A 23,029-nucleotide genomic window follows, 5' to 3' on the forward strand; every position below is an offset into this window, starting at 1 on the left:
TCAACGACGGTGGGCGGCGGTCGGGGTCGGCTCGTGCCGCACCAGGGTCAGGCGCCGGTCCGGGAGATGGCCGGTGAGGGCCACGGTCGGTCCGTGCGAGAGCAGTTGGGGGTCCGGCACATCGGAAGGGACGGACGCGGCCGAGTCGGGCCGGTCGGCGGCGCCGGACTCGGGGGGAAACGGTGCCGCCGTCTCGATGAGGTACTGGTAGTGCTCAAGCCACTTGGCCCGGTTCACCGTCACCGCCGCGGTGATCCGTCCCCGGTAGCCGTAGACGGCGACGAGCCGGCGCTCCCGCAACGAGCCCTGGGCGATGACCACATGGTCGGAGAAGGTCGGTACGCCGATGGACTTGATGTTGAGGCCGAACTGACTGGACCAGAACGCGGGCACCGCCAGATGCGGGCGCCTGTGCGGGCCCGTGCTGACCATGTTGTGGGCCGCCACCTCCGCCTGCGCGACCGCGTTGCCCCAGTGTTCGAGGGCCAGCATCTGGTACTCGAAGAGCGGATGCGGGAAGCGGGCCACGTCACCGGCGACGAAGACGTCGTCGGTGACGATCCCGTACATGTTGAAGGCGCGGCACCCCGCGTCGCAGGCGACGCCCCGGGGGCCGGCGGCCAGCCCCGATCCGGCGAGCCATTCGGTGTTGCGTACGGCGCCGAGCGCGACGACGGCGACATCGGCCTCGATCCGGCTGCCGTCGGAGAACTCGGCGCCGGTGAGCCGGCCGTCGCGGCCTTTCAGGGAGGTGACCGTCACACCGCAGCGCAGATCGACGCCGTGCGCGCGCTGGAGCTTGGCGGCGAACGCGCCGAGCGCGCCGCCGAGCGCCCCGACGAGCGGTGAGGGGCCGCGTTCGGCGACGGTCACCTCCAGGCCGCGTTCCCGGCAGGCGGAGGCGATCTCCGAGCCGGTGAACCCGGCGCCGATCACCAGGACCCGGCGCGGCCCGGCGTCGAGCCGTTCCGCGAGTTGCGCCGCGTCGTCGCTCGTACGCAGTGTCAGTACGCCGTCCAGCCGTGCTTCCACGGGGTCCGGCCAGGGGCGCGCCCGGGTGCCGGTGGCGATCAGCAGCCGGTCGAACGGCAGGAGTTCACCGTCGGCGAGGATCACCTTCTTCTCGATCGGGTCGATCGCGCCGGCCCGTACGCCGAGCTTCCACCGCGCGTCCACGTCACGGCGGCGCGGCAGCCCGATCTCCGTCGCGCGCGTCCGCCCGAGCAGCACCTGCTTGGACAGCGGCGGCCTGTCGTACGGGAGGTGCGGCTCCTCCCCGACCAGCGTCAGCGGTCCGGTGAAGCCTTCGTCGCGCAGCGTCTCGGCGGCGCGCAGGCCGGCCAGCGAGGCGCCGACGATGACAATCCGGCCCTTCCACGGTTTACCGGTCACGGGCCCGCCCGCTCACCGACGAGGATGGCCTGAACCGGACACGCCGCCGCGGCCCGGCGTACGTGCTCATGCTGATCGTCCGGCACGGTCGGCGTGAACATCAGGGCCTCCTCGCCATGCAGCTCGAACACCTGAGGGGCGAGGAACGCGCACTGCGCGTATGCCTGGCAGCGATTGAGGTCGACAACGATCTGCATCCGGTCCACTCCTCCGCGCGCCAGCCGCCGTCTCCGTCCTATGGCCTGCGGGGGAGCGGCGCGAGCGGGGGTGCGCCGACGGGGTGACCACACGGGCCCACGCGAGGTCCCCTCATGGTTCTCGGGTGTAGAGCGCGTAGAAGACCACGACGACCGTGGCCGCGCCGATCGCCAGTCCGATGCCCGAGGACAGCAGGACGCTGTGGTTGGTGAGGCTGTAGAGGAAGCCCATACCTCCGCCGACCAGTACACCCCAGGCCGCGGCGCGTACTTCGCGCATCAGCCGGTGCTGTACGTGGACGAGGCCGAAGACCAGGAGGGCCACGAGCGCGCCCGAGATCAGGGCCAGGGCGAGCTGTCCGTAAGTGGCGGGGCCGCCGCCCCGGGCGATGTACGAGGCGTAGACGCCGTAGGCGATGCCCAGCAGGAGGCAGTTCACCGCGAGGCGTGGCGAGACACGGCGCCGTTCCGCGTCCTGCGGGCCGGCGTACTGCGGGCCCGCGCCCCGAGGCCGCGCGCCGTCGTGCCGCGGGAGATGCCGTGGGAGATGCCGTGGGAGATGGATATGGGGCTTCAGCGTGCGGTGTCGCGTGGGCATCGGTGTCTGGGTCGCCATGGCAGGGGGCTCCTTCCCTCGCACCCCCCAGTACCCCCCGCTTCCTTCCGCCCCCGCCTCTCCAGGGCACACCCGCCCCGCCGTACGCGTCAACCTCAGCCTGGTGGAGCACCGGCGCCCTCTCTCACCGGGTCGGCGGCGCACCGCTCGCGCCCGTCGCCCCGTACCCGTTCCCTTGAGGAGTGCGGACCTACCTCTCCACGGCGCTGATCGTCCTGCTGACGGTCCTCGCCCCGCTGAGCGCGGTCGCGGCCTGGGTCGATCTGGAGATCGGCGACACCGACCGCTTCGTCTCCACCATGGCGCCGCTCGCCTCCGATCCGGACGTACAGAACGCCGTCGCCGACCGGATCACCGACGAGGTGCTGACCGAGGTCGATGTGGGGCCGCTCCTCCAGAACGGGGTCCGCGGGCTGCTGCACGACGCCGTGCTGTCGTTCGAGACCACCAACGCCTTCAAGAACGCGTGGAAGACGGCGACCCGCGCCGCCCACGCCACCGCCGAACACGCGCTGACCAGCGGCGGCGGCAATGCCGTGACGATCGATCTGGCGCCGATCACCGCGCGGGTGAAGAAGCAGCTGACCGACGACAGCGTGCCGTACGCCAACCGGATCCCCGTGCGGCATACGCAGATCATCGTCCTGGAGGCCAACGGACTCGGGATCTGGCGCGATGTCACCCAGGGGCTGCGCGCGGCGGGGATCTGGCCCGCCGTCGGGACGCTGGCCCTCACCTGCGCGGCCGCGCTGCTCGCCGTCCGCCGGCGCCGCGCGCTCATCGGCGCCGGTATCGCGTACGCGGCCGGTGCGGCGCTGCTGTTCCTCGTCGTCGCCGTGGCGCGCGGGTCGATCCTCCAGGACCTGCCGGACAACGGGGACAGATCGGCCGCCGCCGCCATCTTCGACGCGTTGACCGCCTCGCTGCGTACAGCGGGCTGGTGCGTGCTGGGTGGCGGGGTGGCCCTGGCTCTCGGCGCCTGGCTGAGCGGCCGGTTGCCCCGGGCGCGGCACACGCCGCATATCGCGCCCAGCGCACTGCGCAGCTCCTCCCACGTCTGACTTTACTAAATCTTTATGCCAATCCCACTCGACCGAATGTCCCTTTTGAGGCATTTGGAGCACCATGGGGTTATGAGCCAGAACACAGCACAGAGGCCCCCCACCACGGGTATGGGCACGGGCACAGGCACAGGAACGGGCATGAGCACCGGCACCGGAGCAGGCACCGGCGCACATGCGGAAAGGAAGGCAGCCTGGGCTGTTGGCGGTAGCTTCTTCGCCGGTGTTCTTATGCTGGTCGCGGGAGCTGTCGACATACTTCAGGGCATAGCGGCCGTACGCGGCAACGCGGTCTTCAACGCCGTCACCGGCTACGCGTACACGTTCAATCTCGGCTCCTGGGGCTGGATCCACATAGCCCTCGGGATCCTGATCGCCCTCACCGGACTGGCGATTCTGATGCGAGTCCCGGCGGCTCGCTACGTCGGTATCGGAGTGGCGGCGCTCTACCTCGTCGCGCAGTTCATGTATCTGCCGTACGCGCCCATCTGGGCGGTCGTCAGCATGGCCCTCGCGGTGTTCGTGATCTGGGCACTGGCCACGGACCGCGGAGCGTCCTGGGCCGGCAACAGATACTGACGGTCCGGCCCCCTCCACCCGACCACGCGTCAACAAGCGCTCGACCACGCAACGTCCGCGCATACGGGCACAGCGGCGGCATTTCGCTCCTGTGCCCGTATGCGCGTGCGTACGCTCCAGGGAAGGCGCGTCGGACGAAGGGCGCCCTTCTGGCGCGCGGAGCTGGGCCGGCGTACGGGCCGAGGTGCGCGAGGGCCCGGGGAGCGCGAGGATCGGACCATGAACGCAGCCAGCAGCGCCGCCGGCGAGAACGACGCGATCCTCGACAACATCAACACCCTCGTCGCGGAGGAGCGCGCCCTGCGCGAGCGCTCGACCGAGCATCTCGGCCTCGGCGCCGACGAACAGGCGCGGCTGCGCTCCGTCGAGGTCCAGCTCGACCAGTGCTGGGATCTGCTGCGGCAGCGGCGCGCCAAATCGGAGTTCGGCGAGAACCCCGACGAGGCGGCGGTACGGCCCCCGGACGAGGTCGAGGGCTACCAGGGCTGAAACCGCGCCACCTCATGCGCCCGTCCGCACGCCTGGCACCGGCCTCCCGACTAGGGCCAATGCCTCGTAGTTGGGCGTTGGGGCTGGTCGTCAAGGGGTTCGGGGATATTCGGGACATGGGGACGGGACTTCGCGTAGACGGACGGGTGTCCAGGAGCGGGTGGCAGTCGAATATGGCGGCACAACACCAGCCGACGAGGTCGGCCCGGGGCGACGGCGAAGCAGTGCGAGGTGGTCATGGCGCGCACCGGGTCACAGCCCGCCCCACTCCTGTGCCTGTCGCAGCAGGTGTTCGTGCACGACGGTGAGCGCTGGATTGGCTGGTGCGCCGCGGCGGGTGGCGAGGTAGAGGGTGTTGAGCGGCGGGAAGTCGGGCTGGTGCAGCTGCTCCACCGTGCCCTGCGTCAGCGCGGGTTCGGCCAGGTAGCGCGGCAGTACGGAGATCCCCGCGCCTGCCGCGACGGCAGCCAGCACGGCCCGTAGATCGGGCACCACCAGGGCCACTGGATTGGCGGGCCGGCGGCCGAACTCGCTGCGCCAGTAGCGCCGTACAATCGGCAACTCCTCCGCGTACGCGACCAGCGGCAGATGCTCCAGCGCCTGGGCCGGGTCGTCGCGCAGCCGGTCCGGGTCCACGGTGTGGGCCAGGGCAGGCGGTCCCACCAGTAGAAACTCCTCGTCCACCAGGGGCGCGGCCAGGACCTGCTCCCGCCCGGGCCGCACGGCGGAAACCACGAGGTCCAGCCGTCCGGAGGCCAGATCCGCCAGCAGCTCCTCCGCCAGGCCGAGCGCCACGTCGACGCGCAGCCCACGGCTGGTGAGGGGAGCCAGCGCGGGCAGTACGCGCAGCGTCATCACCTCCGCCGCCCCGCCGATCCGCACCGTGCCGCGCAGTGCTGGAGCCGCGTCTGCGGCGGCCAGCGCGGTGCGCAACTCGTCCAGGTGCAGCCCCACCTTCGCTGCCAGCGCGGCGGCGCGCGGGGTGGGGGTGGCGCCCTTGCGTGACCGTACGAACAGTGGCTCGCCCAGCTGCTCCTCCAGGCGCGCCAGCTGGCTGGTGACCGCCGGCTGGGTGATGCCGAGGCGCCCGGCGGCGGCGGAGAGCGAGCCCGCGCGGTAGATCTCCAGGAATGTCGCCAGCAGGTCCAGGCTGGGCATGCGGGAGTGTCCTTTCGCTTCTGTCGGTGCGCAAGCATCGTTCCATAGAAATATTTATGGAGCTCGGGAAGCGACAGGAAGGCGACTGATGGATCCTGGCGTTGTACCCCGCGTACACACACCGCCTCCCAAGAGAGCAGTTCCGCGATGTCGAAGATCCTCATGGTCATTTCCGGTGCCGACAGCCTGAAGCTGGCCGACGGCAGCACCCACCCCACCGGCTACTGGGCCGAGGAGGTGGCGGCGTCCCACCAGTTGCTGCGCGCGGCGGGGGTCCAGGTCGACCTGGCCACCCCGGGCGGCGTCCGGCCCACCGTGGACCCGATCAGCCTGGACGGGCGGGGCGGGGTCGACGAGGCCGCGGGCCGCGAGTTCAGCGCCTACCTCGACTCCCTCACCGACGAACTGGCCGAACCGCTCCCGCTGGCCGACGTCAAGGCGGCCGACTACGACGCCGTCTACATCCCCGGCGGGCACGCCCCGATGGCCGACCTCGCCACGGACGCGGACCTGGGCCGGCTACTGAACGAGGCCGACGCCCAGGGCAAGACCGTCGCCGCTCTGTGCCACGGTGTCGCGGCCCTGCTCAGCGCCACGGCCGCCGACGGCGGCTTCACCTTCGCCGGCCGCACGCTCACCTCGTTCACCGACGAGGAGGAGCGGCAGGGCGGAACCGGCGAGAACACGCCGTGGTTCGTGGAGTCCCGGCTGCGCGAGCGCGGCGCGGTCGTCGAGACGGGCGCGGCGTGGAGCAGCAAGGTCGTCGTGGACGGCAACCTGATCACGGGCCAGAACCCGCAGTCCAGCGTGGACACCGCGGCGCGTGTGGTGCAGGCCCTCGGCGCGCGCTGAGCGCGTCGTGGACGCGACGACGGCGGCCCGGGTCCACGTCGACTACGGCGCCGGGCCGCCCACCCCGGCCGAGATCGCCGGTATCGAGCGGCAGTTGCGGGAGCCGGCGGCCGGGGTGGGGGCGAGCGAGGTCCTGGTGGAGGTACGGACGGAGCCGGCGGGCGACGAGAGGGGCGTCCTGGCTCCGCTGCGCCAGGAGGTACGGGCGGCGCGGGCGATCACCTCTCCACAGCGCGGGACTGGCCTCACTGACCGGACGCTCTGAGCGTCCTCTCGGGCACTTTGAGCGTCACCCAGACGCGTTTCCCGGGCCCCACTCTGGGCGCCACACCCCAGTCGTCGGCGAGCGCGGCCACCAGCGCGAGCCCCCGCCCGCACTCGTCCTCCAGATCGGGGGTGCGGGGGCGGGGCAGATAGTCCCCCGCGTCCTCGACCTCCAGTCTGAGCACCCCTTCGGCCCGCTCCAGGGTGACGGCGATCTCCCGGCCGGGTGGGCTGCCATGGCGCAGCGCGTTGGTGACGAGCTCCGACAGCAGGAGGGCGGCGGTCTCGCCGGGATCCCCGGGCAGACCGACTTTCGTATGCAGAACTTCGCGGGCCCGGCCGACGCTACGGGGGTGACTGGGGAGGCGGAACGTGTGGCGCTGTGTGTGCTGATGCGGCTGGTCGCGCTGTTCACCGTCGTGGTTCATGGGAAGGACCTTCCCTGTGGTGCTCGTTTTACTTTCCGTGCACCAAAGGTGACTGTGTGCAGCTAAACTCACCCGTTCGCGGACATTCCCGAAACCCGGCGGTCAGCCCTGGAGCCGCCGGTCCTGGGGCCGGTCCTGGGCCCGGTCCTGAAGCCGGTCCAGCTCCCTGCGGTCGCGCTTCGTCGGGCGGCCCGTCCCGCGGTCCCGGAGGGCGATGGGGACGGTCAGTTCGCGCGGCGGGGGCGGCGGGCTGTTGTCCACGTAGCACTCCACGGCCACCGGCGCGCCCACCCGCTTCTTCACGACGCGCGAGACCACCACGACCCGGTCACGGGCCGCGTGGCGCAGCCGGATCTCGTCGCCCGGCTTGATCCCGTACGCGGGCTTGACCCGCTCGCCGTTGACGCGGACGTGTCCGGCGCGGCAGGCCGCGGCGGCCTGGGAGCGGGTCTTGGTGAGCCGTACGGACCAGATCCAGGAGTCGACCCGTGCGGTCCCCGCGTCCGAAGCCTCAGAAGTCATACATCGAGGGTAAGCGCGGACCGCCCGTCGGCTCTCCCTCTTTATCCGTGTCAACATCCGTGTCAACGCCGAGCGGGGCGACGCCGGTCCGAGACGGCGCCACCCCGCGATCATGTCCGGTCGGCGTCAGACGCCGATGTCGCTGCCGTCCTTGCGCCAGACCGAGACCACCGACGGACGGACGATCTTGCCCGGGCCGTCGGGCCACGCGCTCGCCGGCTTCTCGACGGACGCGCCGTCGACCTCACCCGGGTGCTGCACCGCGACCAGGACCCGGCGGTCCTGGACGATCGGGCCACAGGTCTCCGCGCCGTTCGGCATGGTCAGGAACTGCTTGAGCTCACCGCGCCGGTCGCCCTGCGTCGCGACACCGAACAGGCCGTCGTGCACGCCGAGCGCGTTGCCGTCCGTCGCGATCCACAGGTTGCCGTGCGGGTCGAAGGCGACATTGTCCGGGCAGGAGATCGGGCTGACCTTGTCCTTGGGGAAGCCCGCGAAGTAGGTGGCCGGGTCGTTCGGGTCACCCGCGACCAGGAAGAGCCGCCAGGCGAACCCGTCGCCCGCCGGGTCGTCCCAGTTCTCCGCCAGCTCCAGGATGTGACCGTGCTTGTTGGCGTTACGGGGGTTGGCCTCGTCGGCGCCCGCCTTGCCCGCCTTGCCGCGGTCGGTGTTGTTCGTCAGCGCGACATAGACCCGGCCGGTGCGCGGCGACGGCTCGACGTCCTCGGGACGGTCCATCTTGGTGGCGCCGACCTTGTCGCCCGCGAGGCGCGTGAAGACGTACACCTCGTCGGCGGTCATGCCGGGCACATGCGAGACATCGCCGGTCGCCAGCGGGATCCAGACGCCGGAGCCGTCGAACTCGCCGTCGTTCGGGAGCTTGCCCGTGCCGTCGATCTCGCCCGCCGGGCTGTCACCGGTCAGCTTGGCGACGTACAGCGTGCCCTCGTCGAGCAGCGTCAGGTTGTGCTCGTGGGCGGCGCGGCTGTCGCCCTTCTTCATCTGCTTCGACGAGACGAACTTGTAGAGGTAGTCGAAGCGCTCGTCGTCGCCCATGTAGACGACGGGGCGGCCGTCGGCGGTCAGCCGGGGCTGCGCGGCCTCGTGCTTGAAGCGGCCGAGGGCGGTGCGCTTACGGGGCGTGAAGTCCGGGTCGTACGGGTCGAGCTCGACGACCCAGCCGAAGCGGTGCGCCTCGTTGGGCTCCTGCTTGAGGTCGAAGCGCTTGTCGAACAGCTCCCACTTGCGCTCGCTGGCCGTGGTGCTGATGCCGTAGCGCTTGTCCGTGTCGCTCGAACCGTTGGCGAAGTACTGGTTGAAGTTCTCCTCGCCGTGCAGCGTCGTGCCCCAGGGGGTGGTGCCGCCGGCGCAGTTGTTGAGCGTGCCGAAGACCTTGCTGCCCGTACGGTCCGCCGAGGTACGGAGCAGATCGCTGCCCGCGGCCGGGCCGGTGAGCTTGAACTCGCTGGTGACGGTGAGACGGCGGTTGAGCTGGTGGCGGGTGACGGCCGTGAGCTTGCCGCTCTTGCGGTCCTCCTCGACCACGACGACGGAGAGACCGTGGGCGGCCCACGCGATCTCCACCTGCTCGCGGGTCGGCTTGGCCGAGTCGTAGCCCCGGAACATCAGGATCTCGTCGGTGTACTCGTGGTTGGCCACGAGGACCTGACGGCCGCGCTCGCCCTTCAGCGGCAGCAGGCTCAGGAAGTCGGTGTTGTAACCGAACTGGCCGGCCTGCGCCTTGGCGGTCTGCTTGTCCGGGTTGAAGTCCGGCGCACCGCGCAGGATCGGGTCGCCCCAGCGGATGACCACGTTCTGGGCGTAGCCGGAGGGGATGGTCACCTGGTCCGCGGTGTTGGGGGCGACCGGGGTGAAGCGCAGGCCGCGGGCGCCGTCGGTCTTGCCACCGGCGCCACCGGCGTTGCCGTTGCCGTCTCCGGCGGCCAGGGCGGCGGAGGCCGAGGACCCGCCGGGGCCGAACGCGAGCGCGCTGCCCGCCGCGGTGACGACCGTCACGACGGCGGCGGCGCGCATCATGGAACGTCTCGACATGGCACCGGCGATGACGTCGCCGACGTACTCGTTGTCGCTCTTGTTCGGCACCTCGTGGAAACAGGCGTCGCCGCAGCGGTAACGGCAGGTCAGAGCGGAACGTCCACCCGGGTGAGGGTTGGAGCTGAGCAGCGGCAGCAGTTTGCGCACTTTCGCCTCCGGAATGCGATGGTTCGGCGCGCACCGCGCCGACAGGGTGTCGGGATGTCTCGGCTGGTGACGCTAGGTGCGGATGCCACCAGGGTGGCGGCCTCCAGGTGAACGACAAATGAATCCACGCCGACCGGGCGGTCGGGGGAGAGTAATGGCGGTGGCGGCCGGGAGGGTACCGTCCTGCCCGTAGGGCCTGTCCTCCACGCGGACCGCCCCTGCCGGAGATCGTTCGCGGCGGCCGCTAACCTTACGTATCCGCCCTGGCCAGGGATGCGCGTTTCCCCGGTGGCGGACACCGCACCCAACTCATCTGAAAGGCCTCGCCCATGGGCATTCGGAGCTTGCTGCGCAAGGTGTTCGGACGCGACCGTGCGGAGGAGCACCACGAGTCGGCGCCGGTCTCGGCCTCGGTACCGTCTCAGGCGGGCCGTTCGGACCGTACGGATTCGGCGGAGCCGACGCCCAAGGACTCGGGTACGGACACGACGGCCGTCCCGGACGCGGCCACGGCTACGGCTACGTCCTCGGCTACGGCCACGTCCTCGGACCCGGCGCCTGCCGCCGCTCCCGCCCCTGTTGAGCCCAGGGCCAAGGACTCGGGCTCCGACTCGGACTCGGACTCGGACCCGGTGGAGCCCAAGCACGTCGGAGGGGCGGCGGCGGATCTGGTGGCCGCGGCGTTCGACAACCCCCGGCCGGCCGATCCGGACCGCGGCGTGCCGTCGCAGCTGCCGCGGACGAGCGCGATCGAGGAGCCGCCGGCGGCCATGGTCACGCCCGCCTCGGCCGCCGCCCCTGCCCCCGTACCCACGCCCACGGTCCCCGCTCAGGCCACGGCGGAGCCCGAACTCGACGTGACTCCCGTGCGGGAGACGGTTGTTCCGGCGGAGCCGGAACCGGAACCCGAACCCGAGACCACGGCGGAACCGAAGGCCGAGGTCGTCGAGGTCACGACCGAAGTCGTCGAGGTCAAGGCCGAGGCCAAGCCCGTGCTCGAAGCCGAGCCGGAGCCCGAGCCGGAGCCCGAGCCCGAGCCCGTCGCGGAGCCCGCCGCCGGTACCACCACCACCGGTGCCGCCGCCCGCCCCGCCTTCACCCTCGCCCGCGTCAAGTCCCGTGCCCCCGGCCTCGCCGACCACTACAAGGCCGCCGGCGCCGCGCTCAAGAAGCGCGGCCTCGCCGGGGAGCGGGCCACCGTCTATCTGGTGCTCGACCGGTCCGGTTCCATGCGGCCGTACTTCAAGGACGGCAGCGCCCAGCACCTCGGCGAGCAGGCCCTCGCGCTCGCCGCGCACCTGGACGAGAGCGCGGCCGTCTCCGTCGTGTTCTTCTCCACCGACATCGACGGGACCGGCGAGATCGGTCTCACCGACTACGAGGGGAAGATCGACGAACTGCACGGCTCCCTCGGGCGCATGGGGCGTACGAACTACCACCGCGCCGTCGAAGAGGTCGTCACGCTGCACGAGAAGTCCGGCTCGGCCGGGCCCGCGCTGGTGATCTTCCAGACGGACGGTGCGCCCAGCGCCGTACGCCTCGCCGAGCAGGCTCTCGCCGAGGCCGCGAAGCTGCCGCTCTTCTGGCAGTTCGTGGCGTTCGGCGAGGAGGACGCCAAGGGCTTCGACTTCGCGCGGAAGCTCGGCGCGGACGAGGCCACCGCGAACGTCGGCTTCTTCCACGCGGGTCCGGTGCCCAGCGAGGTCCCGGACGCCGTGTTCTACCGCGAACTGCTCGCCGCCTGGCAGCCGTCGGCCGCCAACTGACCTGCACCGACCTGCCGTTACTGCCGTCGGCCCGCGTCCCGTACGCGGCGCCGGCGGCAGTTTCCGTCCCGGTCCCCGCAGTCCCGGTCAGTCATAGTCGGCGTCGCGCCGCGCCTTCGGCAGCCTCACCGTCACCGCCAGCCCCCCGCCCGCGCCGCCCGGCTCCGCCGTGACCGTCCCCCCGTGCGCCACCGCGATCGAGCGGACGATGGAGAGTCCGAGCCCCGCGCCGCGCCCCATGCGGTCGCGGCCCTCTCCCCGCCGGAACGGTTCGAACAGCGCGGGGATGTCCGCCTCGGCGACGACAGGGCCGGTGTTGCGCACCACCAGCTCCCCGCCCCGTACGTCGACGTCCACCGTCCCGCCGGGCACGTTGTACGCCACCGCGTTGGCCAGCAGGTTTCCCACCAACTGCCCGAGCAGCAGCCGGTTTCCGCGCACCACGTCGGCGTCGACGACACACAGCGAGACCTGCCGCCCGTAGCGGACCGTCTCCTCGGACACCGCCTCGCCCAGATCGACCGGCTCCAGGTCCTCGACCTCGCGCTCGCTGCGCGCCAGCACCAGCAGCCCTTCGATGAGCTGCTCGCTGCGCCGGTTGTTGTCGAGCAGGGTCTCCTTCGTACGGGCCAGCTCGTCCGGCGTGCAGAGGTCGTCCAACCCGACCTGGATCGCGGCGCGCTGGGTCGCCAGCGGGGTACGCAGCTCGTGCGAGGCGTTCGCGATGAACCGGCGCTGACTGTCGAAAGCTTTCTGCAGGCGCGCCAGGAGCGCGTCCAGGGTGTCGCCCAGCTCCTTCAGCTCATCGTCCGGGCCGCTCGCGCCGATCCGTTCGTGAAGATTGTGTTCGGACAATCGGCGGGCCTTCGCCGTCATCGCGTGCACCGGACGCAGCACGCGTCCCGCCGTCCACCAGCCGACCCCGACCGCGCACGCCGCCATGACCAGCAGCGCGGCGACGGACCAGAACAACATCTCGTCGGAGGCGGCGTCCGTGACGTTGTCGGTGAGCTGATGCACGGCGACCGGCTGGACCTGCTGCTGCCCGATCAGCCCGCTCACCGACGAGGCGGGCAGCGCGGGGGACACCTGGGCCGGCGCCACCCGGGCGGCGATCTCCTGGGCCTCGTTCTGCGTACCGGCGCTGGAGAGCAGATTGACGACGGTGAGCAGACAGCCACCGAGGACGACGAAGACACCGCCGTAGATGAGGGCTATGCGCGTACGGATGGTGGAGCCGGGCCCCAGCGCCTTACTCGCTGGTCCCGTCTTCCCCCGCCCGCCGCTCTTCGCGGCGCATATCACAGCGCGTACCCCACCCCCTGGACCGTACGGATCAGCGGCGGATCCCCGAGCTTGGACCGCAGCTTGCTGAGACAGACCCGGACCGCGCCGGTGAACGGATCCGCGTGCGCGTCCCACGCCCTCTCCAGCAGTTCCTCGGCCGAGACCGGCGCCCCGTCCGCCTCCAGCAGGATCTGGAGCACCGAGAACTCCTTGGGCGAGAGGTCGAGCGCCACCCCGTCCCGCGACGCCGTCCGCCGTACGGAATCGAGCCGTACGCCGTGCCGCTCCAGCTGCGGCGGTACGGGCCTGGCGCTGCGCCGCCGCAGCGCGCGCACCCGCGAGACCAGCTCGGGGAAGTCGAAGGGCTTGCCCAGATAGTCGTCGGCGCCCAGATCGAGGCCCTCGACGCGGTCCTCCATGGAGGCGGACGCGGTGAGCATCAGAATGCGCGTACGGGACGCCTCGGCGACCAGCTTGCGCGCGACGTCGTCGCCGTGGACACGTGGCAGATCGCGGTCGAGAACGACGACGTCGTAGTCGTGCAGTCCCAGATAGGCGAGGGCGGCGTCACCGCTGTACACGGTGTCGACGGCGAATCCCGCCCGCCGCAGCCCGGTGGCCACCAGCTCGGCCAGGACCTCCTCGTCCTCGGCGACCAGTACCCGCATGCTGCCGCCCCCTGCCCCTGTCCCCTGCCCCGCTGTCCCCTGCCCCGCCTCGTACATGATGCCCTTTCTCTCCCGGGATGTGCCTGTCTACCGCAAGGGGTGTTTCGAAAAGCTCTCCCCACCCGGCCCTGCCAGGGGCAGTGCCCGGCCTCCCTAAACACGGGCGACTCGCACCGAAGCGGTCGGATACGATATTGACATTCCGTAGACCAATTGGTCACCCCGTGTAGCGACTTGGGAGCAGCCTGCAATGGCTCGACACCTCATCACCAGCGCCCTTCCGTATATCAACGGGATCAAGCACCTGGGCAACATGGTGGGGTCCATGCTCCCGGCGGACGTGTACTCCCGGTACCTCCGCCAGCGCGGCCACGACGTCCTGTACATCTGCGCCACCGACGAGCACGGCACCCCCGCCGAGCTGGCGGCCAAGGAAGCGGGCGTGCCGGTCGCGGAATTCTGCGCGCAGGCGCACGACGCGCAGAAGGCGATCTACGACGGGTTCCAGCTGGCCTTCGACCACTTCGGCCGCAGCTCCTCACCGCAGAACCGCGAGATCACGCAGGAGATCGCCCGCGAGCTGAAGGCGAACGGTTTCATCGAGGAGCGGGCCATCCGCCAGGTGTACTCGAACACCGACGGCCGGTTCCTCCCCGACCGCTACATCGTCGGCACCTGCCCGCACTGCGGTTACGACAAGGCCCGCGGCGACCAGTGCGAGAACTGCACGCGCGTGCTGGACCCGACCGATCTGATCAACCCGCGCTCCGCGATCAGCGGCAGCAGCGACCTCGAAGTGCGTGAGACCAAGCACCTGTTCCTCCTCCAGTCGAAGCTGGCGGGCGAGGTGGAGTCCTGGCTCGACGAGCGCGCCGACAACTGGCCGGTGCTGGCGTCCTCCATCGCCCGCAAGTGGCTCACGGAGGGGCTGCACGACCGCGCGATCACCCGTGACCTGGACTGGGGTGTGCCGGTCCCGGCCGACACCTGGCCGGAGCTGGCGGCGGAGAACAAGGTCTTCTACGTATGGTTCGACGCGCCGATCGAGTACATCGGCTCGACGAAGGAGTGGTCCGACCAGGACCCGGATCACCGTGACTGGCGCTCGTGGTGGTGGAAGTCCGAAGGCGACGTCCACTACACGCAGTTCATGGGCAAGGACAACGTGCCCTTCCACAGCATCATGTTCCCGGCCACCCAGCTGGGCACGCGCTCGCCGTGGAAGCGGGTGGACGTGATCAAGGCGTTCAACTGGCTCAACTACTACGGCAGCAAGTTCTCCACCTCCCAGCGGCGCGGCGTCTTCACCCATGACGCCCTGGAGATCCTGCCCGCCGACTACTGGCGCTACTTCATGATGGCCAACGCGCCGGAGTCGGACGACACCTCCTTCACCTGGGAGCACTTCACGGCGACGGTCAACAAGGACCTCGCCGACACCCTCGGCAACTTCGTCAACCGCGTCCTGTCCTTCTCGCGCAAGCGCTTCGGCGACGCCGTACCGGCGGGCCGGGCCGCCGGCGAGGCGGAGGCGAAGCTCGGCGAGGAGATCGCGCGGCTGCTCGCGGAGTACGAGGGCCACATGGAGACGATCCAGTTCCGCAAGGCCGCCGCCGCGCTGCGCGCCCTGTGGTCCGCGGGCAACTCGTACCTGGAGGAGAAGGCCCCCTGGCTGGAGATCAAGACGGACGAGGAGGGTGCGGCGCTGACCCTGCGGACGGCGATGAACCTGATCCATCTGTACGCGGTGATCTCCGAGCCCTTCATCCCGGCCTCCGCCAAGGCGATGCGCGACGCGTTCGCGCTGACCGACGACACGGCGCGGTGGGTGACGGCCGAGGAGGCGAAGGCGCTGGCGTCCGTTCCGGCCGGTACGGCGTTCACCGTCCCGCCGGTGCTCTTCGCGAAGATCACCGACGAGGACCTGGCCGCGTACCGGGAGCGCTTCGGCGGCGGGGACCCGGCGGCGGCGTGACGCGCGGCTGCCGCTGACGGCAGGAAGAGGGCCCGGGACGTCAGGTCCCGGGCCCTTGCGCGTACGGAACGGGGCGAGCGCCCTCGTACCGTCAGTCGGTGAGCGAGTCCGCGTCGCCCATCACCACGACCGGCCGCTTCGCCGGGTCCAGCATCCGCAGCAGCTCCTTCATCCGCCGGCGCGGCAGCGAGACACACCCCTGGGTGGGCCCGCCGTGGTCCACATGGAGCCAGATGCCGCCGCCCTTGTTCTCGCCGAGCGGCCGGGTCCAGTCGAGGGGTGTGGTGCCGGGCAGCCGGTTGTAGTTGATCGCGACCACATAGTCGAAGGACCCCGCGAGCGCCTCGCCCTCGAAGCCGTCGCCCGACGCCTCGAAGGCGGAGCCGCGGTCGTACGGGAGTTTCGTGCCCGGGGCGGGCAGTTTGCCGCCCGCGTCGGTGAGGTCGAACACCCCGATGGGCGAACGCAGATCGCCCTGGAAGTGGTCGTCGGTCCAGCCGCGTACGGCGTTGTGGGCGGGCCAGACGTCCGAGACGGCGTGCCAGCCGGTGACCGGATCGCGTTCGTAGACGACCACGGATGCCGTACTGGAGTCCCGGGCCGTGCCGGTCACCACGACGGCCTGGGACGCCTGGGGGGAGATCTCGGCACGGGTCGCCGGACCGAGATCGGGGATCTCCTCCGGCTCGACGATCTGCGGCTCCGGGGCGGGCTGTCCCGCGGCGCCGGTGGCACCGGCGGCGACCTTGTCCTTCGCGGCCGTCCCGCCCGGCGCCGAGCCCACGTTGTCCGCGTGGTCCGTGGTGCCGGTGAGGCCCGAGCAGCCGGTGAGCAGCAGGCCGGTCGCCAGCAGCGCGGCGATCAGCGGTCCTCTGCGAACAGGGCGGACAGGGCGCACAGACATGTACGGGCCTCTTTCATCTCGCGTTCGGGGGATGCTCGGCGGTCGTCGGGGCGGTCTCAACTGCTCTGCCGAAGTCTGCGCCGGTGATCATCGCGTGGGCGTCCTCGACGGTCCCCGGCGAGTCGCCCGCGACGCACACAGTGACGACGACGGCCGAAAAGGGGGCGGGGGCGCCGCCGATCAGCCCGGTGAACTCCCGGGTGCCGGCGATCTTCCGGCAGGCCGGGGAGGGGCCGGCCGACGGGCCCCGGTCAGCAGCCAGGCCATCCGCAGAAGCCGCGGCCCCCGGGCGGCGACGAATGCCTCGAAGTCGCCGTCGCCCGGATCCATTGTCCTGCCCTCGCCATTCTGTTCGGTCTCCCACGCCAGTGGAACGCGGTGGGGCGGCGATCAGGTTGCCTCGGGCGAACTTCCCGGCGGCGCGGATCACGTTGTCCAAATCCGGAGCGCTGTGTACCGTCGTAGGATCATTACTTAAACTTTCAAGCATAGGTTTCGTCCCCCACGTCCCCCACACCCCAGGAGAGAACACGCTCATGTCCTCCCTCACCCGCACCCCCGCCGGCCCGCTCACCCGCACCCCCGACGCCCCACACACCCCGCACGCCGCCTCGCCGCACGCCTACGACGTCGGCCTGCTGCTCCTGCGCGTCGTCCTGGGACTGACGATGGCCGCGCACGGCGGCCAGAAGCTGTTCGGCTGGTTCGGCGGCGGCGGTATCGACGGCACCGGATCCTTCTTCACCATGAGCGGCTACCCCAACGGCAAGGCACTGGCCGTCGTGGCCGGCCTCACCGAGACCTTCGGCGGCCTGGGCCTGGCCCTCGGCCTGCTCACCCCGCTCGCGGGCGCCGCGGTGGTCGGCACCATGGTCAACGCGCTCGCTGTGAAGGGCTTCGGCGGCTTCTTCGCCCCGACCGGCATCGAGTACGAACTCCTCCTCGCCGCCGGCGCCGCCGCCCTCGCCCTCACCGGCCCGGGCCGCCTCGCCGCGGACCGCTACCTGCCCTGGGTCAAGTCCCACCGCCTGGCCTACGGCGCGGCGGCTCTGGCCCTCGGCCTCCTCATCGCGGCGATCACGCTCCTCCTCCGCAACTGACCCGGCTCCCCTCCCAAGCTCGGGCGCAAGAAAGGGGCCCGGAACCGTGTGGTTCCGGGCCCCTTCGGGTGTGCCGGGAGGCTACTCGCCGGACTTCGCGGCCGACTTGCGGAGCGCGATGTTCAGCTCGCGGAGGCGGGACTCGGCCAGCTCCGTGGGCGCGCCCATCATCAGGTCCTGCGCGTTGCCGTTGAGCGGGAAGGCGATCGTCTCGCGGATGTTCGGCTCGTCGGCCAGCAGCATCACGATGCGGTCGACGCCCGGGGCGATGCCGCCGTGCGGCGGGGCGCCGAGGCGGAACGCGCGGAGCATGCCCGCGAACTCGTGCTCGACGGTCTCGCGGTCGTAGCCGGCGATCTCGAACGCCTTGATCATCAGCTCGGGCTCGTGGTTACGGATCGCGCCGGAGGACAGCTCGGTTCCGTTGCAGACGATGTCGTACTGCCACGCCAGGATGTCCAGCGGGTCCTTCGTCTCCAGGTCTTCCAGACCGCCCTGGGGCATCGAGAACGGGTTGTGCGAGAAGTCGATCTTCCCGGTCTCCTCGTCCCTCTCGTACATCGGGAAGTCGACGATCCAGCAGAACCGGAAGACGCCCTCCTCGAAGTGGCCCGCCCGCTTGGCGGCCTCGACGCGGACCGCGCTCATGATCTTGGAGACCTCGTCGAACTCACCCGCGCCGAAGAAGACGGCGTGGCCGGGGACGAGCCCCAGGCGCTCGGTGAGCAGCTTGACGTTCTCCTCGGTGAGGAACTTGGCGATCGGGCCGCTCAGCGAGCCGTCCTCGCCGACCCGCACCCAGGCCAGGCCCTTCGCGCCGTGCTCGACCGCGTAGTCACCGAGCCCGTCGAAGAACTTGCGCGACTGGCCCGCCGTGTCCGGCACCGGCAGCGCGCGCACGTGCTTGCCGGCGAACGCCTTGAACTCGGAGCCCTCGAAGACGTCCGAGATGTCGGCCAGTTCGAGCTTCGCGCGCAGGTCCGGCTTGTCGTTGCCGTACTTCAGCATCGACTCGCGGAACGGGATGCGCGGGAACGGCGAGGTCACATGGCGGCCGTTGCCGAACTCCTCGAACAGCTCGGTCATCAGCCTCTCGATCGGCCGGAAGACGTCCTCCTGCTCGACGAAGCTCATCTCGACATCGAGCTGGTAGAACTCGCCGGGCGAGCGGTCGGCGCGGGCGTCCTCGTCGCGGAAGCACGGCGCGATCTGGAAGTAGCGGTCGAAGCCCGAGATCATCAGCAGCTGCTTGAACTGCTGCGGAGCCTGCGGCAGCGCGTAGAACTTGCCCGGGTTCAGCCGGGACGGGACCACGAAGTCACGGGCGCCCTCGGGGGAGGTCGCGGTGAGGATCGGCGTGGCCATCTCGTTGAAGCCCAGCGCGGTCATCTTGTGCCGGATGGCGGAGATGACGGCCGTACGCAGCATGATGTTGCGGTGCATGCGCTCGCGGCGCAGGTCGAGGAAGCGGTACTCCAGGCGCCGCTCCTCGTTCACTCCGTCCTCGGCGTTGACCGTGAACGGCAGCGGGCCCGCCGCGCCGAGGATCTCGACCTCGGAGACCTCGATCTCGATCTCGCCGGTCGGCAGCTCCGGGTTGACGTTCTCCGCACCGCGCGCGGAGACCTTGCCGTCGATACGGACGACGGTCTCCTTCGTGAGCTTGGACAGCTCCTCGTTCGCGGGGGTGCCGGGGCGGCCCACGAGCTGGACCAGGCCGTAGTGATCACGCAGATCGATGAAGAGGATGCCGCCCAGGTCTCGGCGATTGTGCAGCCAGCCGCTCAGCCGGACGTCGGCACCGACGTCAGAGGCGCGGAGCTCGCCGCAGGTGTGGGACCTGTACCGATGCATCGTCGTTTCATCCAGTTCTTGGCAAGTCGGGGTTGGCCGGGCAGAGGCGCTACGTCGTACGACGTAACAGGTTACCGCCCGGCCATGACACCACCCTCGGTGGCGTTTGTTCTACACATATTCATAAAGTGGGACAATGCGCACCGAGGATGTCCTGGCCGCGATCGCGACCGGCCTATGGCGCTGGGAGAACGCGTCCGGCACGGTCACCCTCGACGGGGAGGCCGCCCGGCTGCTCGGCCTGCCCGAGGAACCCGTGACCCTCACCGGGGCCGCCACACGCTCCCGTTTCCATCCCATCGACTGGAACGAGATCGACGGCATCGTCCATCTCGCGGTCGCCGAGAAGACCCTCGCCGAGGCCCGGCTGCGGGTCGTGGACGAGAGCGGCCGGGTGCTCCGTACCGTACGGGTCAGGACCAGGCCGATCATCACATCACCGGCCGAGGGGGAACGGGACTACGAGCTGATCGGCACCGTCCAGGAGGTCACCGAGCCCCGGCCGGGCACCACCGTCGAACGGACCTCCGTCACCGGCGACTGGCGCCGCTCCCGCGAGGCCTTCCTGCTCGACGCGGGCCGCGCGCTGGCCGAGGCGCGCTCCACCACCGAGGTGCTGCGGGTCGCCGCCTCCCTCTCCATGCCCGGCTTCTCGCCGGACGGGCTCGCGGTCTACGGCGTCTCCGGCGAGCGGCTGACGATCATCGGCCACCACGGGCACTCGCCCGAGGACTCGGCCCCGTTCGAGGGCATGACCGTGGACACGGACTACCCGGCGGCCGAGGTCGTACGGACCGGCCGGGCCATCTATCTGCCGACCCCGGAGGCGTACGCCGACCGGTACCCCGCCACCTGGCGGTACGTGGAGCGCTTCGGCCGCCGCTCCTGGGCCTTCCTCCCGCTCATCGTCGCGGGCCGCACGCTCGGCACCTGGATGGCCGCCTTCAAACACCGGGTCGCGTTCTCGCCCGACGAGCGCTCCGTCCTGACGACGGTGGCCCGCATGCTGGCGCAGGCGCTGGCCCGCGCGGGCGTCGCCGAGACCGAGCGCGAGCTGTCCCTCGGCCTCCAGCGCACGATGATGCCCACGCTCGGCCCCGAGATCCCCGGCATGACGGTGGCCGCCCGGTACGTACCGACCGGCGGCGGGCTCCAGGTCGGCGGCGACTGGTACGACATGATCCCGCTGCCCGGCGGCACGGCGCGCTCCGAGGGGCGCCGGGGCGGACGCTTCGCGCTGGTCATCGGGGATGTCCAGGGCCATGACGTACGGGCCGCCGGCCTCATGGGCCAGCTGCGGATCGCCCTGCGCGCGTACGCCTCCGAGGGCCACCGGCCGGACGCGGTGCTCTCCCGCGCCTCCCGCTTCCTGGCCGGTCTCCAGCACTACCCGGGGCGCGACGGAGGCTCCGTCCCCGGCGGCGGACCGCGCACGGACGCGGGGGCCGCCGTGATGGACGAGTGGTACTCCGTGGCGGGCCCGCGCTTCGCGACCTGCCTCTATCTGGAAGTCGACCCCGAGAAGGGCACGCTCGACATCGCCCGCGCGGGCCATCCGGACCCGGTGATCCGCACGGCGGACGGAACCGCGTTCATCCGGCAGACCGAAGGCGGGCTGCCGCTCGGCATCGAGGCCGACTCCGACTATCCGACGACCCGGCTCGTCCTGGGGCCCGGCGAGACGCTCATGCTCTGCACCGACGGGCTCATCGAGACCGGCGGGCACGATCTCGCGACCGGCTGGACACGGCTGCGGCCCGTACTGGAGCAGGACAGCGGAGAATCCCTGGAAAAGCTCGCCGACGCCCTCATCCAGGCGGTGCACGGCCCCACCTCGCACTACACGACCGGACCGCTCGCGGACCGCCGCGAGGACGACATCGCGCTCCTGCTGCTCTCCCGCGACCTCGCGCCGGCCCGGCTCGCCGGCGGGGTTCCCCGGCGCACCGCCCTGACCGTCGCCCAGGCCGAGCCCGAGCGGATCGCGGGCGTACGGCGGCAGCTGCGCGAACTGCTGCACGACTGGGCGGACGTGGAACAGATCGACTCCGCGGAGCTGATGGTCTCCGAGATGATCACCAACGTCCTCGTACACACGGACGGCGACGCCCTGCTGGTCGCGGAGGCACGTGGCGAGCTGGGAGACCGCCGCCTGCGCGTCGAGGTCGCCGACACCAGCGACGAACTGCCGCACCGCCGGCGCCCCGGGGAACTGGCGTCCAGCGGGCGCGGCCTGGTGCTGATGGAGGTGCTCGCCGACGCCTGGGGGGTGGACCCGCGCGGCGAGGGGAAGTCGATCTGGTTCGAGCTCTACGAGTGCGGCGGGACGGAGCCCGGGGCCTCGTCGTAGTGCCCGTAACGGTCCCTCAGCTCGGAGAGGACACCGAACGCGGCGGCCGTCAGCGGCACGGCGAGCAGCATGCCCAGGATCCCGGCCACGCTGGCGCCCGCGGTGATCGCCAGTATCACCACGGCCGGGTGCATCTGGACCGTACGGCTCTGGATCATCGGCTGCAGCACATGCCCCTCCAGCACCTGCACGGCGAGCACCACCCCCAGCGCCCACAGCCCGATCACCCAGCCCCGGTCGGCAAGCGCGACCAGCACGGCGACGGTGCCGGAGATGAACGCGCCGAGATACGGGATGTACGCCCCGACGAAGACGAGCGCGCCGAGCCCGATCGCCCCGGGGACGCGCAGGATCAGCAGGCCGACGGTGATGCAGATCGCGTCGATGAGAGCGATGACGGTGGTGCCGCGCATGAACCCCTCGACAGCGCCGAAAGCACGGCGGGCCATGGCCTCGACGGTCTCCCCGGTCGTATGCGGGGCGAAGGTCCTGAGCGCGTCGGCCGCGCGTTCCGAGTCGCGCAGGAAGAAGAACATCAGCAGCAGCGCGAGCACGGCGGTGGCGATCAGCTCGCCGACGACACTGATACCGGTGAGCACCCCGGAGGCGGCGGTGGCGCCGAACTTCCCGAGCAGTTCCTTGCCGTTCTTCGCCAGATCGTCGAGCGAGGTCCCGGCGGCGCCGAAGTGCCGGGCCATGTCCCGCGCGGCCTGCCGCAGCGAGGTCATGATCTGGTCGCCGTTGTCGACCAGCGCGCTGACGACGATGTACCCCGCGCCGCCGACCACGGCCACGACGGCGACGCAGGTGAGCCCGGCGGCGAGCGACCGGTTCAGCCGCAGCCCGACGAGGCGACGGTACAGGGGGCCGAGCAGCGCGGTGCCGAGGGTGGCGAGCAGTACGGGCGTGACGGCGGTCTTGAACGTGACGACCAGCCAGATCGCGACGGCCCCGACCCCGGCGATCACCAGCACCACACCGCACCAGGCGGCGAGGCGGCGGGCGCTCTCGGGGAGGACGGACGACGGCGAGATCTGCACGCTCCCACCCGACCACGCGGAGGGGGGCCTGTCCCGCGTAGCGCTCCGCGCGGGTGACGGTGCGGTTGTCCAGGGTGCGTTTCGGCTGGGGCCGGTGGTCCGGGTGCGGGTTGTCGCCGGGTGGCGCTCCGGGGCGGCGGCGGCAACCTCCCGCACCGGCCCACTCACACCCGCCTCGGCGGCGAATGGCCGGGGCCACCGGGCCGCACCCACCCCCACACCCCCAGCCGGGCGGCGGGGTGCCGGACCCACCGGCGGGAGGGGGTCGGGGTCGTAGGAGGTGCGTGTCCGGACACTGAAGCGTGATGTGTGGCGCGCGAACGCC

21 protein-coding genes are annotated in these 23,029 nt (G+C 71.1%); 9 read left to right on the forward strand and 12 right to left on the reverse strand.

The annotated features are described in order from the left end of the window. The 3 genes from IF11_RS0108525 to IF11_RS41945 all read right to left on the reverse strand — a co-directional run bounded on the left by IF11_RS0108525 (position 1) and on the right by IF11_RS41945 (position 2,205). Complete coding sequence (locus IF11_RS0108525; protein WP_030350859.1) at positions 1-1,392, reverse strand: NAD(P)/FAD-dependent oxidoreductase; 1,392 nt, start codon at positions 1,390-1,392, stop codon at positions 1-3. Then, complete coding sequence (locus IF11_RS0108530) at positions 1,389-1,589, reverse strand: ferredoxin (protein ID WP_030350860.1); 201 nt, start codon at positions 1,587-1,589, stop codon at positions 1,389-1,391. The genes IF11_RS0108525 and IF11_RS0108530 overlap by 4 nt, the downstream gene beginning before the upstream one ends. Before the next feature lie 112 nt (positions 1,590-1,701). Continuing rightward, positions 1,702-2,205: a hypothetical protein gene (locus IF11_RS41945; RefSeq protein ID WP_240627505.1), complete on the reverse strand. Its 504-nt coding sequence runs from the start codon at positions 2,203-2,205 to the stop codon at positions 1,702-1,704. A gap of 182 nt (positions 2,206-2,387) precedes the next feature. On the opposite strand from IF11_RS41945, the gene IF11_RS0108540 reads away from it, so the two are divergent. The 3 genes from IF11_RS0108540 to IF11_RS0108550 all read left to right on the forward strand — a co-directional run bounded on the left by IF11_RS0108540 (position 2,388) and on the right by IF11_RS0108550 (position 4,334). Then, positions 2,388-3,266, forward strand: a complete 879-nt coding sequence (locus tag IF11_RS0108540; RefSeq protein WP_030350862.1) for a hypothetical protein — start codon at positions 2,388-2,390, stop codon at positions 3,264-3,266. A gap of 231 nt (positions 3,267-3,497) precedes the next feature. Continuing rightward, on the forward strand, positions 3,498-3,845 hold the full coding sequence (locus IF11_RS0108545) for a DUF7144 family membrane protein (protein ID WP_240627504.1): 348 nt from the start codon (positions 3,498-3,500) through the stop codon (positions 3,843-3,845). 219 nt (positions 3,846-4,064) lie between these two features. Next, positions 4,065-4,334 carry a DUF2630 family protein gene (locus IF11_RS0108550; RefSeq protein WP_030350864.1) on the forward strand — a complete coding sequence of 90 codons (270 nt, stop codon included), beginning with the start codon at positions 4,065-4,067 and terminating at the stop codon, positions 4,332-4,334. 252 nt (positions 4,335-4,586) lie between these two features. Here IF11_RS0108550 and IF11_RS0108555 read toward each other — a convergent pair whose 3' ends face one another. Then, complete coding sequence (locus IF11_RS0108555; RefSeq protein ID WP_030350865.1) at positions 4,587-5,492, reverse strand: LysR family transcriptional regulator; 906 nt, start codon at positions 5,490-5,492, stop codon at positions 4,587-4,589. Positions 5,493-5,639: 147 nt separating this feature from the next. Between IF11_RS0108555 and IF11_RS0108560 the strand changes: the two genes are divergently transcribed. Together IF11_RS0108560 and IF11_RS0108565 are read left to right on the forward strand one after the other, a co-directional pair. Then, a complete protein-coding gene (locus IF11_RS0108560) occupies positions 5,640-6,344 on the forward strand; it encodes a type 1 glutamine amidotransferase domain-containing protein (protein WP_030350866.1) in 705 nt (234 codons plus the stop codon). 7 nt (positions 6,345-6,351) lie between these two features. After that, positions 6,352-6,609, forward strand: a complete 258-nt coding sequence (locus IF11_RS0108565) for a hypothetical protein (protein ID WP_165840607.1) — start codon at positions 6,352-6,354, stop codon at positions 6,607-6,609. Here the strand turns inward: IF11_RS0108565 and IF11_RS36490 are convergent. From IF11_RS36490 to IF11_RS0108580, 3 genes are all read right to left on the reverse strand, one after another. Beyond that, complete coding sequence (locus IF11_RS36490) at positions 6,590-7,036, reverse strand: ATP-binding protein (protein WP_051745706.1); 447 nt, start codon at positions 7,034-7,036, stop codon at positions 6,590-6,592. The two genes, IF11_RS0108565 and IF11_RS36490, sit on opposite strands and share 20 nt — an antisense overlap. Positions 7,037-7,138: 102 nt before the next feature. Beyond that, positions 7,139-7,558, reverse strand: coding sequence for an RNA-binding S4 domain-containing protein (locus IF11_RS0108575; protein ID WP_030350869.1), 420 nt, complete (start codon positions 7,556-7,558; stop codon positions 7,139-7,141). Between the two features lie 126 nt (positions 7,559-7,684). Further along, positions 7,685-9,760: a PhoX family protein gene (locus tag IF11_RS0108580; protein ID WP_030350870.1), complete on the reverse strand. Its 2,076-nt coding sequence runs from the start codon at positions 9,758-9,760 to the stop codon at positions 7,685-7,687. Positions 9,761-10,089: 329 nt separating this feature from the next. On the opposite strand from IF11_RS0108580, the gene IF11_RS0108585 reads away from it, so the two are divergent. Beyond that, a complete protein-coding gene (locus tag IF11_RS0108585) occupies positions 10,090-11,526 on the forward strand; it encodes a VWA domain-containing protein (RefSeq protein ID WP_030350871.1) in 1,437 nt (478 codons plus the stop codon). Positions 11,527-11,613: 87 nt separating this feature from the next. Here IF11_RS0108585 and IF11_RS0108590 read toward each other — a convergent pair whose 3' ends face one another. Continuing rightward, a complete protein-coding gene (locus IF11_RS0108590; RefSeq protein WP_078490567.1) occupies positions 11,614-12,828 on the reverse strand; it encodes a sensor histidine kinase in 1,215 nt (404 codons plus the stop codon). Continuing rightward, the gene (locus tag IF11_RS0108595; RefSeq protein ID WP_037727339.1) at positions 12,828-13,481 is read right to left on the reverse strand and encodes a response regulator transcription factor; all 654 of its coding nucleotides are present in this window, start codon (positions 13,479-13,481) and stop codon (positions 12,828-12,830) included. The genes IF11_RS0108590 and IF11_RS0108595 overlap by 1 nt, the downstream gene beginning before the upstream one ends. A gap of 250 nt (positions 13,482-13,731) precedes the next feature. Here IF11_RS0108595 and metG point away from each other — a divergent pair, with 250 nt between their 5' ends. Beyond that, positions 13,732-15,456 (forward strand): methionine--tRNA ligase, encoded by a 1,725-nt coding sequence (gene metG / locus IF11_RS0108600; RefSeq protein ID WP_030350874.1) that lies wholly within the window; start codon positions 13,732-13,734, stop codon positions 15,454-15,456. Between the two features lie 91 nt (positions 15,457-15,547). Here metG and IF11_RS0108605 read toward each other — a convergent pair whose 3' ends face one another. Continuing rightward, on the reverse strand, positions 15,548-16,360 hold the full coding sequence (locus tag IF11_RS0108605) for a L,D-transpeptidase family protein (RefSeq protein ID WP_030350875.1): 813 nt from the start codon (positions 16,358-16,360) through the stop codon (positions 15,548-15,550). Positions 16,361-16,896: 536 nt separating this feature from the next. On the opposite strand from IF11_RS0108605, the gene IF11_RS0108610 reads away from it, so the two are divergent. Then, positions 16,897-17,460: a DoxX family protein gene (locus IF11_RS0108610; RefSeq protein WP_030350876.1), complete on the forward strand. Its 564-nt coding sequence runs from the start codon at positions 16,897-16,899 to the stop codon at positions 17,458-17,460. An 81-nt stretch (positions 17,461-17,541) separates the two neighbouring features. Here the strand turns inward: IF11_RS0108610 and aspS are convergent, their stop codons facing one another. Then, a complete protein-coding gene (gene aspS, locus IF11_RS0108615) occupies positions 17,542-19,314 on the reverse strand; it encodes an aspartate--tRNA ligase (protein WP_030350877.1) in 1,773 nt (590 codons plus the stop codon). Between the two features lie 136 nt (positions 19,315-19,450). Between aspS and IF11_RS0108620 the strand changes: the two genes are divergently transcribed. Then, positions 19,451-21,664: an ATP-binding SpoIIE family protein phosphatase gene (locus tag IF11_RS0108620; RefSeq protein ID WP_030350878.1), complete on the forward strand. Its 2,214-nt coding sequence runs from the start codon at positions 19,451-19,453 to the stop codon at positions 21,662-21,664. Here the strand turns inward: IF11_RS0108620 and IF11_RS0108625 are convergent. Then, positions 21,625-22,704, reverse strand: coding sequence for an AI-2E family transporter (locus IF11_RS0108625; protein WP_030350879.1), 1,080 nt, complete (start codon positions 22,702-22,704; stop codon positions 21,625-21,627). The two genes, IF11_RS0108620 and IF11_RS0108625, sit on opposite strands and share 40 nt — an antisense overlap. Positions 22,705-23,029 lie beyond the last annotated feature (325 nt).

The sequence above is a fragment of the Streptomyces scopuliridis RB72 genome (assembly GCF_000718095.1).
GTDB lineage: Bacteria > Actinomycetota > Actinomycetes > Streptomycetales > Streptomycetaceae > Streptomyces > Streptomyces scopuliridis.